Source organism: Iodobacter ciconiae, assembly GCF_003952345.1.
Classification (GTDB): domain Bacteria; phylum Pseudomonadota; class Gammaproteobacteria; order Burkholderiales; family Chitinibacteraceae; genus Iodobacter; species Iodobacter ciconiae.
The window spans coordinates 3,365,848-3,378,947 of the sequence record NZ_CP034433.1 but is presented as its reverse complement, the minus strand read 5'-3'; the positions used below and the strand labels follow the sequence as shown (position 1 = coordinate 3,378,947).

Below are 13,100 nucleotides of genomic sequence, written 5' to 3'. Positions count from 1 at the left end.
TTCAGTTCAATAGAAGAAGTAATTCAATACTCAAACTTAACTCTTAATCTGGGTAGATTATATACCGTCGCACACACGCGTCTCAGGTTATAGGATCAAGCCTTACGGGCAATTAGTATCGGTTAGCTTAATGCATTACTGCACTTCCACACCCGACCTATCAACGTCCTGGTCTCGAACGACCCTTTAAAAGGCTTAAAGCCTTGGGGAAATCTCATCTTGAGGCGAGTTTCGCGCTTAGATGCTTTCAGCGCTTATCTCTTCCAGATTTAGCTACCCGGCGATGCCACTGGCGTGACAACCGGTACACCAGAGATCTGTCCACTCCGGTCCTCTCGTACTAGGAGCAGCCCCCCTCAAATTTCCAACGCCCACTGCAGATAGGGACCAAACTGTCTCACGACGTTTTGAACCCAGCTCACGTACCACTTTAAATGGCGAACAGCCATACCCTTGGGACCGGCTACAGCCCCAGGATGTGATGAGCCGACATCGAGGTGCCAAACTCCGCCGTCGATGTGAACTCTTGGGCGGAATCAGCCTGTTATCCCCGGAGTACCTTTTATCCGTTGAGCGATGGCCCTTCCATTCAGAACCACCGGATCACTATGTCCTGCTTTCGCACCTGCTCGACTTGTCTGTCTCGCAGTTAAGCCGCCTTATGCCATTACACTATCAGTACGATGTCCGACCGTACCTAGGCGACCTTCGAGCTCCTCCGTTACAATTTGGGAGGAGACCGCCCCAGTCAAACTGCCTACCATGCACGGTCCCCGATCCGGATAACGGACCAAGGTTAGAACCTCAAAGGGGTCAGGGTGGTATTTCAAGGTCGGCTCCACGCAGACTAGCGTCCACGCTTCATAGCCTCCCACCTATCCTACACAAACCACTTCAAAGTCCAATGCAAAGCTACAGTAAAGGTTCACGGGGTCTTTCCGTCTAGCAGCGGGGAGATTGCATCTTCACAAACATTTCAACTTCGCTGAGTCTCAGGAGGAGACAGTAGGGCCATCGTTACGCCATTCGTGCGGGTCGGAACTTACCCGACAAGGAATTTCGCTACCTTAGGACCGTTATAGTTACGGCCGCCGTTTACTGGGACTTCAGTCAAGAGCTTGCACCCCATCATTTAATCTTCCAGCACCGGGCAGGCGTCACACCCTATACGTCGTCTTTCGACTTTGCAGAGTGCTGTGTTTTTGATAAACAGTCGCAGCCCCCATTTCTCTGCGACCCATTTCTGCTCCATTCGCGAAGAACTTCACATACTCTGGGCTCACCTTCTCCCGAAGTTACGGTGATAATTTGCCGAGTTCCTTCTCCTGAGTTCTCTCAAGCACCTTAGAATTCTCTTCCTACCCACCTGTGTCGGTTTGCGGTACGGTCAATATAAAGCTGAAGCTTAGAGGCTTTTCTTGGAAGCATAGGATCAATCACTTCAGTCCGAAGACTTCGTCGTCACGTCTCAGCGTTATAGCAGCCCGGATTTGCCTAAGCCACACGCCTACTCGCTTAAACCACCTATTCCAACAGATGGCTGACCTACCTTTCTCCGTCCCCCATCGCACTTCATATCGGTACGGGAATATTAACCCGTTGTCCATCGACTACGCATTTCTGCCTCGCCTTAGGGGCCGACTCACCCTGCGCCGATGAACGTTGCGCAGGAAACCTTGGGTTTTCGGTGTGCGGGCTTTTCACCCGCATTATCGCTACTCATGTCAGCATTCGCACTTCCGATACCTCCAGCATCCTTCTCAAGACACCTTCGCAGGCCTACGGAACGCTCCTCTACCATTTAGGAGCCAGCTTTCAGGGTTCGGGTTTCAGTGATTTGCCTAAACCATGCAACATCTTGGCGATCTCTTCATATTGATCGCGCCAACGTTGCCAGTCTGTTTCACTGATGTATCCTAAATCCATGCTATATCGTAGCCAAACTCGCACTTCATCTGCACTGCCTAAGGCAATAAAAATGAAGCGTAAAAATTCTCCTTTCAAGTAGCCTTGTTTGCCAAATCCTTCTGCAAGATTTGCAACAATGCTTTTACTCGATCGTCGTATTTGATCACCCAACGCGTATTGTTCAATCTTTGGAAAGCTTAAGCTCATCCGATGAATCTCTAAGGAGACCACATAGGCTTTCTTAAACACGTCCAATTCTTCTACACGTTGAACCATCGTTTGACTCCTGAAGCCTGAAAGCTGACTCCTAAATTCGCGTCTTCGGTTATCAGTTTGAGCCCCGTTACATCTTCCGCGCAGGACGACTCGACCAGTGAGCTATTACGCTTTCTTTAAATGATGGCTGCTTCTAAGCCAACATCCTGGCTGTCTATGCCTTCCCACCTCGTTTTCCACTTAACTGATTATTTGGGACCTTAGACGGCGATCTGGGTTGTTTCCCTCTTGACCATGGACGTTAGCACCCACAGTCTGTCTCCCATGCTCGCACTTGACGGTATTCAGAGTTTGCCATGGTTTGGTAAGTCGCGATGACCCCCTAGCCATAACAGTGCTTTACCCCCGTCAGTGATACATGAGGCACTACCTAAATAGTTTTCGAGGAGAACCAGCTATTTCCAAGTTTGTTTAGCCTTTCACCCCTATCCACAGCTCATCCCCTAATTTTGCAACATTAGTGGGTTCGGACCTCCACTGCGTATTACCGCAGCTTCATCCTGGCCATGGATAGATCACTTGGTTTCGGGTCTACGCCCAGCAACTATGCGCCCTATTCGGACTCGGTTTCCCTACGCCTCCCCTACTCGGTTAAGCTCGCTACTGAACGTAAGTCGCTGACCCATTATACAAAAGGTACGCAGTCACCCCATTTTGCAAGGGCTCCCACTGTTTGTATGCATCCGGTTTCAGGTTCTATTTCACTCCCCTCCCGGGGTTCTTTTCGCCTTTCCCTCACGGTACTGGTTCACTATCGGTCGATGATGAGTATTTAGCCTTGGAGGATGGTCCCCCCATCTTCAAACAGGATTTCTCGTGTCCCGCCCTACTTCTCGCATGCTTAGTACCAACCAATCTCTTTCGTGTACGGGGCTATCACCCACTATCGCCAGACTTTCCAGACTGTTCCACTAAAGTTTGATCTATCACATGCAGGCTCTTCCCATTTCGCTCGCCACTACTTTGGGAATCTCGGTTGATTTCTTTTCCTTCGGCTACTTAGATGTTTCAGTTCGCCGAGTTCGCTCTACACCACCTATGTATTCAGTGATGAGTGACCCAAAAGGGCCGGGTTTCCCCATTCGGATATCGATGGATCAAAGCTTATTTGCCAGCTCCCCATCGCTTTTCGCAGGCTAACGCGTCCTTCTTCGCCTATCATCGCCAAGGCATCCACCAGATGCACTTAGTCGCTTGATCCTATAACCTCAAACACGTATCAACAAAGTTAATACAATTCGAAGTATCTGATTTCGCTTTGTTTGCGACATCGATTATTCAGTTCTGACTTCGAATAATCAATTTTGATACAATCTACCCTTATTTATTTCTAAACTTGAGTATTACTTCTTCTATTTTTTTAAAGATCAATTTACTGTCTTGCTGATTTTAGAAACCAGAATTAATGTGACTTTTGTTCAGCCCGATTAATTCTGCATCCTAAACCAACAATCCCTAAACCTACAGTCGATGAGTGTGAGTACTCAATCCAAAAGTCTTCTCTTGAAAGGAGGTGATCCAGCCGCAGGTTCCCCTACGGCTACCTTGTTACGACTTCACCCCAGTCATGAATCCCACCGTGGTAAGCGGCCTCCCGAAGGTTAGCCTACCTACTTCTGGTGAAACCCATTCCCATGGTGTGACGGGCGGTGTGTACAAGGCCCGGGAACGTATTCACCGCGACATGCTGATCCGCGATTACTAGCGATTCCGACTTCATGGAGTCGAGTTGCAGACTCCAATCCGGACTACGATCGGTTTTATGAGATTAGCTCCACCTCGCGGCTTGGCAACCCTCTGTACCGACCATTGTATGACGTGTGAAGCCCTAGCCATAAGGGCCATGAGGACTTGACGTCATCCCCACCTTCCTCCGGTTTGTCACCGGCAGTCTCCTTAAAGTGCCCAACCAAATGATGGCAACTAAGGACAAGGGTTGCGCTCGTTGCGGGACTTAACCCAACATCTCACGACACGAGCTGACGACAGCCATGCAGCACCTGTGTTCAAGTTCCTTGCGGCACCCCCCAATCTCTCAGAGGTTCTTGACATGTCAAGGCTAGGTAAGGTTTTTCGCGTTGCATCGAATTAATCCACATCATCCACCGCTTGTGCGGGCCCCCGTCAATTCCTTTGAGTTTTAGCCTTGCGGCCGTACTCCCCAGGCGGTCTACTTCACGCGTTAGCTGCGTTACTAAGGAACGAATTCCCCAACAACTAGTAGACATCGTTTAGGGCGTGGACTACCAGGGTATCTAATCCTGTTTGCTCCCCACGCTTTCGTGCATGAGTGTCAGTATTAGCCCAGGGGGTTGCCTTCGCCATCGGTGTTCCTCCGCATCTCTACGCATTTCACTGCTACACGCGGAATTCCACCCCCCTCTGCCATACTCTAGTTCACCAGTTTGCAATGCAATTCCCAGGTTGAGCCCGGGGCTTTCACATCACACTTAATCAACCACCTGCGCACCCTTTACGCCCAGTAATTCCGATTAACGCTTGGACCCTACGTATTACCGCGGCTGCTGGCACGTAGTTAGCCGGTCCTTATTCTTCCGGTACTGTCATCCCCAAAAGATATTAGCTCTTAGGATTTCCTCCCGGACAAAAGCGCTTTACAACCCGAAGGCCTTCTTCACGCACGCGGCATTGCTGGATCAGGCTTGCGCCCATTGTCCAAGATTCCCCACTGCTGCCTCCCGTAGGAGTCTGGACCGTGTCTCAGTTCCAGTGTGGCGGATCGTCCTCTAAGACCCGCTACAGATCGTCGCCTTGGTGAGCCTTTACCTCACCAACTAGCTAATCTGATATCGGCCGCTCTAATAACGAGAGGTCTTGCGATCCCCCTCTTTCCCCCTCAGGGCGTATGCGGTATTAGCTATCCTTTCGGATAGTTATCCCCCATTACTAGGTACGTTCCGATATATTACTCACCCGTTCGCCACTCGTCAGCGGTGCAAGCACCCTGTTACCGTTCGACTTGCATGTGTAAAGCATGCCGCCAGCGTTCAATCTGAGCCAGGATCAAACTCTTTAGTTTAATCACTAAGCTAGTACTTACTGGCTTACAAAACTCAAGCCATTCCGAAAAATGACTCTTACTATGCAAGCACTTGTTTCGCTTCCGAATCAAGCACTCACACTCATCGACTGTATTTTTTTAAAGATCGTTTCGCTTGCCCAAACACTGTGTTGCCGTGTGTGCTGCAGCGAGAGGCCGAAATATACGGACCTTACCCGGGAAGGTCAACCACTAGCGGGATATAAAACCACTGCAATGCGCTAAGCCATTGATTTAAAGAAAAAGCTATTTTTGAATTTTGCTACAAAACCAGCATCACCTCTCAGCAAGCACAATCGGAGCAAATGCTTGAATAAGCAGGACCACACACAAAAACCCAAAAAATCTATCTCAAGCCCCCCAAAAAAAAACTCAAGATCTCATTAAAGGACAAAGTATATAAAAAAGGCACTGTGTATATACAGTGCCCTCATCTAACAATTTACTTTTCGCTCAACACGCGAACCACATCAGTAAGTGCGATTTTTTTCATCTCACCGCCAGCACGGGCAATGTATTCAACCATGCCTTCCGCCAAGCCTTTTTCACCGATGGTAATACGATGAGGAATGCCGATTAATTCCATATCAGCAAACATGGAGCCCGGACGCTCATTACGATCATCTAACAAGACATCCACGCCTGCGGCAGTAAACTCGGCATACAGCGCATCGGCCGCTGCTTTAATCGTTTCTGAGCGGTGATAGCCCATAGGCACAATTGCTACAGTAAATGGAGCGATAGCTGCGGGATATTTAATCCCGCGTTCGTCATGGTTTTGCTCAATAGCAGCGGCAACGATGCGCGACACACCGATACCATAGCAGCCCATTTCCATGGTTTTTAATGAGCCATCTGCATCAGTAAACTGACATTTCATCTTTTCTGCGTAAGTAGTGCGCAGCTGGAAAATATGGCCCACTTCGATGCCACGGCAGATTTCTAATGTGCCTTTGCCATCCGGGCTGGCATCGCCATTCACCACATTACGAATATCGGCAACGATATTTGGCTCTGGCAAATCACGGCCAAAGTTAACACCAGCCAGGTGAAACTTAGGCTTATTTGCACCACAAACAAAATCGCTCATCGCGGCAACGGTGCGATCTGCAATCACGCGCACGCCAGCTGGAATGCCAACCGGCCCAAGAAAGCCTGGCGGACAATTAAAGGCAGCACGGATTTCTTCGTCACTGGCAAAGCGAAAATCGGCCATACCTTCGACCTTACCCAGTTTTACTTCGTTTAAGTTGTGATCGCCGCGCAGCAGGGCAATGACCAGCTCATTGGCGGATGTCATCAAGGCCAGTAATTTAACCGTGCGCTCCATGCTGATATCCATCAATGCAGCAACGGCTTCACAAGTGGTCTGCTTAGGGGTATCGATATCACGCATCGCTTCGCCCGGTGCGCGGCGTGGCTCGGCTGGAGCCAAGGCTTCGGCCAGCTCGGTGTTGGCCGCATAATCTGAATCTGGACAGTAGGCCAACAGATCTTCACCGGCATCCGCCAGCACATGGAACTCATGGCTGCCCGAGCCGCCAATTGCACCGGTATCGGCGGCCACAGCACGGAACTTCAAGCCCAGGCGAGCAAACACATTGGAATAACTCTGATACATCGCACCATAAGTAGCTTGCAAAGATTCAAAATTAGCATGGAAAGAATATGCATCTTTCATAGTAAATTCGCGCGCACGCATCACACCAAAACGCGGCCGAATTTCGTCACGAAATTTAGTTTGTATCTGATAAAAGCTCACCGGCAATTGTTTGTAGCTGCGTAATTCCGAGCGGGCGATGTCAGTAATCACCTCTTCGTGCGTCGGGCCAAAGCAAAACTGACGCTCATGACGGTCAGTAATTTTAAGCATTTGCGGGCCAAAAACATCCCAGCGCCCCGTTTCCTGCCACAACTCTGCAGGCTGCACCGCAGGCATCAGCATTTCCTGCGCACCTGCTTTATTCATTTCATCGCGGATCACGGCTTCAACTTTACGCAGTACACGCAACCCCAGCGGCATCCATGTATAAAGGCCGGAACCAAGGCGTTTGATTAAACCTGCACGCAGCATCAGCTTGTGCGAGATCAGTTCGGCCTCGGAAGGCGCTTCTTTTAGAGTTGAGAAATAAAGTTGTGACGTGCGCATGGCGGCAACCGAGTTCATTAAAAAACAAAGGAGGGATTTTAGACGATAGATCCGCCCCTGTGCCAACCTTGCATAAAGATTTCGCAAATGAGCACTCAGGCAAGCACTTTACTTCAGACAAGCAAGACCTTTTAAAATGGCTTCGGCCATATGAATTTGGGTAGCGGGCTCTTGCAAAGCAAGTGCCTCTGCCCGATTCACAATCACACCTGCTTCAAACAGAATGGAAGGGATTTTACCAAGGCGCACCACGACAAAATCTGCATCATAAATACCTAAGCGAGGATCAAGCTGTACACGTTCCTCCCCGGCAATGCCCGGTGCATGATGGTTCGTCGGCTTAAAGCCCTGACTCAGTAAAGACTGTGACACCGCCTGGGCACAGGCGAAAGAGCGGCTAAACTGCAAGGCTTGCGAATGAATAAACAGGGAATAACCACTAAATTGATCCGCATAGTGCTGGCTTTTACCTGCCACATCCCATGCCTGTAAATACTGCGGCTGTACCGAATCGTGATGAATAGAAATCAATAGATCAGCAGCCGCTGCAACCTGTACCCGATGACGTAATTCACGCATCTGACCATCTGCGTTAATTAAAACAACCTTATGCCCGGCTGCCAGCAAAGTGCTCTCTACCTGGCGGGCAAGTGCCAAGTTGTAGCTCAACTCGCTCACCCCATAAGCACTCACAGCACCGGGCGCGCCCAAGTGATGGCCAACATCCACAGCAATAGTGGCAGCCTGTGCCGGGGCAGCACAACTAAGCAGCAGCAGGAGTCGCCACATTGGCTTTCTCAGCACGCTTAATTGCAATTTTTGGGCGCAGCACATTCATCATCACCACATCGCGTAGCCACATCAGCAGCAATAACCAAACCACCAATACGCCAGCATAGGGAATACTATTACTTTGAAAATCAGGCCACACAGAAGCCAAAACAGGATTAATTACAAATTGCACACTCGCAATCACCACAACAAGCAAAACCAAGGTCGACATGGCGCGCTCTTTCAAAAACGTGCCGCGCAGCAAAACACGCTGCTCCCAGCGGCTTAAACCATCAAGTTCCGGGACATTATCAGGGCGAAAATAAAATGACATGGTTACCTCACAAAAGAGCGGCTAGTGTCGCGTCTTGCTTCTGACTTGGCAAGCCTAAAACTTTTCTTACGCTTTTTATCTACAGGTTTACCACTACAAACACCCATTACGCACCATGCAAATAACATAAAAATAGGCAAAATCAATAAAATCAAGTAACTATTCAATGAAGATAAAAAATAACAAGTAAGGTTAAATAGATTCTTACCCAGCTTGAATCATCAAAAGCCACAAGCCTTTCTTGATTTATAAAGATAGCCTTTCAGCAAATCCGCTTATTGATGCAATCTTTTCGAAATCTGTCTTTCAAAAAAATGACGGGGTACTTCTATGTCTTTTTTTTCAGCAGTAATTATTTCGGAAAATGATCCATGTCTCGTGCAAATTGGGGCTCTCGCCTCGGCTTTATTCTGGCCGCTTCCGGCTCTGCAGTTGGCCTAGGTGCCATCTGGAAATTCCCCTATGTAGCAGGTAAAAATGGTGGCGGCGTATTTCTACTCGCCTACCTTGCCTGCGTTTTCACTGTCGGTATTGCACTCCTGCTAGCTGAAATGGTAATTGGCCGCGCGGCAAACCGCTCGGCAACAACGGCATTTCGTGATTTAAAAGGCGGCCTCTGGCCCTGGGCCGGGCGCCTATCTGTACTGTGCATTTTCATTGTGATGGCTTACTACAGCGTAGTTGGTGGCTGGGTGATTGCTTACATTGGCAAATCCATTACTGGCGAAGCACTGGGACAGGATACCAAGGCACTCGGTGCAGCCTTTACCCACTTTATTGCTGACCCTGCCAGCTCACTATTTTATACCGCACTCTTTTTAGGAGTCACCGTTGCCGTTGTACTAGGCGGCGTGCAAAAAGGTATTGAGCGCATGAGCAAAGTACTCATGCCTGCTCTCTTTCTTTTAATGTTGGTTCTTATTGCCCGCTCGCTCACCTTGCCCGGTGCACTGGAAGGGGTTCGCTACTTTCTTACACCGGATTTTAGCAAGCTGACTTCTGCCATGGTGGTTGATGCCTTAGGCTTGGCTTTCTTCTCTTTATCTCTGGGGATGGGGATTATTATTTCCTATGGCTCTTATGTGGAGAAAGAAACCAACCTGGCAGGTGCAACGCTCTGGATTTCTATCTTAGCAACCTTAGCCAGTGTCTTGGCTGGCTTTATGGTTTTACCAGCCGTATTTGCTTTTGGCGTTGACCCTGCAGCAGGGCCTGGCCTGACATTTATCACCATGCCAGCCATCTTTGCGCAAATGCCATTTGGCCAGGCATGGGCGATTGCCTTCTTCTTACTACTATTATTTGCAGCGCTCACCTCATCGGTGTCGATCGTTGAACCTATCGTAAGCTACTTTATTGATGAATTTGGCTGGAAGCGGCAATCTGCGGCTTACATCACAACTGTTGCCGTATTTATCGCCAGCATCCCTGCCGCGCTCTCTTTTGGCCCCATGGCGAAGAGCAAGTTATTTGGCAGAACGGCATTTGATCTGATGGACTACGCAACATCCAATATCATGATGCCTGCAGGCGGTATTTTAGTAGCTGTCTTCGCTGGCTGGATAATCTGGCCACGCATTCACAGCGAGCTGCTCAGTAATGGAGGCGGACACTGGATCCCGGCTTTTCGCGGTATTTGTGCCATCGTTGCGCCCATTATGATCGGTGTAATCTGGGTACATAACCTGTAAAGCAAAGGACGCTTTCGCATATAATCCAGCGGGGCCTCGGCTCCGCTTTTTTTCACTCTTTGTGGATGCCAGTGTGAGCAGTTTTACCTTTCAGCCCATAGGCTACTTGGCTACTCCCTTTGCAGATAAATTCGGCATTCCACGCCAGCCACGCCTAGCCCCTAATGCCCTGGGCACGCTTAAGCTACTGCAGCCCTACGATCGTGCCGAAGCAGTACGCGGGCTGGAAGACTTCTCCCATGTCTGGCTCACTTTTGTGTTTCACCAAAGCGCCGCAGGCTGGAAGCCCACCGTGCGCCCGCCCAGGCTGGGTGGCAATACAAGAATAGGGGTTTTTGCCAGCCGCTCACCTTTTAGGCCAAATCCAGTTGGCCTGTCTTTGGTTGAGCTGATTAAAATTGATACTCAATCAGGTGTCACCCTCACATTTAAAGGCATTGATTTAGTCGATGGCACACCCATCTTAGATATCAAACCTTATATTCCTTACGCAGAAAGCATTCCAGATGCACGAAGTGGCTTTGCTGACAGCCCCCCACCGGAACTCGCGGTTATCTTTAGTCCTGACATAACAGCACATCTGAAGCCGGAGCTGCGTGAGCTCATTAAAGACATATTAAAACAGGACCCTCGCCCAGCCTATGCAAGCGATGCAAAGCGCATCTACGGTGTAAGGTTGTATCAATTTGATGTTAAATGGCGCTGCGACGGGCAAACTGCCTATGTCGTCGCCCTGGAGAAAGTAATATGAAGAAATTATTTGCCAGCTTAATCGCACTGAGCTTTCTGGCCGCATGCACTACTCCGCCCCCAGCGCCCCCCAAGCCACTGCCTAAACTTAAAATTGGCCTCGCACTAGGCGGCGGAGCTGCTAAAGGCTTCGCCCATATTGGTGTCATTAAAATGCTGGAAGCCAACGGGATTGTGCCAGATGTGGTAAGTGGCACCAGTGCAGGCAGCGTGGTTGGCGCGCTTTATGCATCAGGCATGAATGGTTTTACCCTGCAAGAGCGTGCATTCGGTTTGGATGAGTCGCAAATCCGCGATTTAAGCCTTATGTCCGGTGGCTTAGTCAAAGGACAGAAATTACAGGATTACGTTAACAAACTCGTTGATAACCGCCCCTTGGATAAGCTCAACAAACCTTTTGCTGCAGTGGCTACGGAGCTGGACACCGGTACGCGAATTTCTTTTGCACGCGGCAACACCGGCCAGGCAGTACGTGCCTCATCCAGCATCCCCGGCGTATTCGAGCCTGTGATGATTGCGGGACGCCGCTACGTAGATGGAGGGGTAATTAGTCCGGTACCGGTTGATGCCGCCAAAGAACTAGGTGCTGATTTTATTATCGCCGTGGATATTTCATCCAAAGCCAATGGCAGCAACACGCCAAGTAATATGCTTGGAATAGTGAATCAGGCCGTCATGATTATGGGACAAAAACTGGGCGAGCAAGAAATGACACGCGCTGACTTTATCCTTCGTCCGAAAGTAGGCAAGATTGGTGCGGCAGATTTCGACCAGAAAAACATCGCTATTTTAGAAGGTGAAAAAGCAGCCATTGCAGCGATCACAGAAATAAAACGCCGTATGCTGGAAAAACAAAAGGCACTGGCTCAATAAACTAGCCATTTATTCACCTACGCGTGTTTGTCAGGCCAAAACGAGCCTGGCAGACACATGGAAAATACGCCAAGCCATTAATCAACAAACTTAATTCTGATTACTCAATTCTAAGCACGCCTCAGCCCGGCCATAAACAGAGCTGCTCTGGCTGAGCTCTTAACTCTTCAAACCTGGCCCCCACCCCCAGCAAACGCACTGGCTTTTTGCCTCGCTCAAACCCCTCTGTCAGCAAAAGGCCAAAGGTTTCTATGGATGGATTCGGGCAAATGCACTCCACCGTCGTCTGACTAAAATCACTGAACTTTATTTTTACGAAAGCTTTATGCTGGCGCTCACCAATAGCACGCTGCATACGACGCTGCCAATCATTCACCAAGGCAGGCAATGCGGCATGGCAGGTTTCCAGATCAGGCAGATCATGATCAAAGGTATTTTCAACTGATAACGATTTTCGCCGCTCACCAGTAGCGACGGGCCGTAGATCAACACCCCGGCACTGCTCAAATAACTGACTGCCAAATTTCCCGAATTCACGCAGCAATCGCTCCAAAGGCCAATCTTGTAAATCAGCACAGCAATGTGCCCCCTGCCTTGCCAGGCGAGCGGCAGTGACTTTACCAACACCCCATAGCTTTTTAAGCGGCAAACTCAGCATAAAAGCATCAATATCCTGAGGGCGGATAACAAATTGTCCATTAGGCTTATGCCAATCGCTGGCAATTTTAGCCAAAAGCTTATTTGGCGCAATACCAGCACTTGCAGTAATCCCGACTTCCGCAGCAATACGTTTACGAATTTCCATCGCCATGCGCGAAGCGCTGCCCTGACAGTGTGTCAGGCCCGTCACATCCAGATAAGCCTCATCCAGAGACAAAGGCTCGATATGATCGGTGTAATCAGCAAAAATAGTGCGCATTGCCTGAGATGCGGTACGGTAACGAGGGAAATCGGGAGGAAGTAAAACCAAATTGGGACATATTTGCTGGGCGCGATAAGTTGACATAGCCGAGTGCACACCAAACTTGCGTGCCGGGTAATTACATGTGGCAATCACACCACGCCGGTCGGCCTCGCCACCAATGGCCAACGGCACATCGCGCAATAAGGGCTGATCACGCATTTCTACTGCGGCATAAAAACAATCGCAATCAATATGGATGATCTTGCGCTGAGCGTACACGGTGTAATCCAAGGGGACTCTGTATCGTTATTGTACGATCGTTCTATAAAAATGTCAGTCAGAACATCTTATCTACTGATGTAAGGCTTGCAGAGTCTCCCTTT

The 13,100-nt window shown here is 49.4% G+C and carries 7 protein-coding genes and 2 rRNA genes; 3 read left to right on the top strand and 6 right to left on the bottom strand.

The genetic code is table 11. The features are described from left to right. Positions 1–91: 91 nt before the first annotated feature. From EJO50_RS14890 to EJO50_RS14870, 5 genes are all read right to left on the bottom strand, one after another. Positions 92–3,384, bottom strand: a 23S ribosomal RNA gene (locus EJO50_RS14890). Between the two features lie 306 nt (positions 3,385–3,690). Further along, positions 3,691–5,224 (bottom strand): 16S ribosomal RNA (locus EJO50_RS14885). The 16S and 23S rRNA genes sit together here, the layout of an rRNA operon. 463 nt (positions 5,225–5,687) lie before the next feature. Next, complete coding sequence (locus EJO50_RS14880; protein WP_125975460.1) at positions 5,688–7,394, bottom strand: proline--tRNA ligase; 1,707 nt, start codon at positions 7,392–7,394, stop codon at positions 5,688–5,690. A 108-nt stretch (positions 7,395–7,502) separates the two neighbouring features. Beyond that, the gene (locus EJO50_RS14875) at positions 7,503–8,183 is read right to left on the bottom strand and encodes an N-acetylmuramoyl-L-alanine amidase family protein (RefSeq protein WP_164521524.1); all 681 of its coding nucleotides are present in this window, start codon (positions 8,181–8,183) and stop codon (positions 7,503–7,505) included. Further along, entirely contained in the window at positions 8,158–8,499 is a 342-nt protein-coding gene (locus EJO50_RS14870) for a hypothetical protein (RefSeq protein WP_125975456.1), read from the bottom strand. Before EJO50_RS14870 ends, EJO50_RS14875 begins: the two co-directional genes overlap by 26 nt. Before the next feature lie 371 nt (positions 8,500–8,870). Here EJO50_RS14870 and EJO50_RS14865 point away from each other — a divergent pair, with 371 nt between their 5' ends. From EJO50_RS14865 to EJO50_RS14855, 3 genes are all read left to right on the top strand, one after another. Next, on the top strand, positions 8,871–10,190 hold the full coding sequence (locus EJO50_RS14865; RefSeq protein WP_125975454.1) for a sodium-dependent transporter: 1,320 nt from the start codon (positions 8,871–8,873) through the stop codon (positions 10,188–10,190). 73 nt (positions 10,191–10,263) lie between these two features. Beyond that, a complete protein-coding gene (gene tsaA, locus EJO50_RS14860) occupies positions 10,264–10,941 on the top strand; it encodes a tRNA (N6-threonylcarbamoyladenosine(37)-N6)-methyltransferase TrmO (RefSeq protein ID WP_125975452.1) in 678 nt (225 codons plus the stop codon). Next, entirely contained in the window at positions 10,938–11,813 is an 876-nt protein-coding gene (locus EJO50_RS14855) for a patatin-like phospholipase family protein (RefSeq protein WP_125975450.1), read from the top strand. The genes tsaA and EJO50_RS14855 overlap by 4 nt, the downstream gene beginning before the upstream one ends. Positions 11,814–11,934: 121 nt before the next feature. On the opposite strand, the gene dinB is transcribed toward EJO50_RS14855, so the two are convergent. After that, on the bottom strand, positions 11,935–13,008 hold the full coding sequence (gene dinB, locus EJO50_RS14850) for a DNA polymerase IV (RefSeq protein ID WP_233702112.1): 1,074 nt from the start codon (positions 13,006–13,008) through the stop codon (positions 11,935–11,937). Between the last annotated feature and the right edge of the window lie 92 nt (positions 13,009–13,100).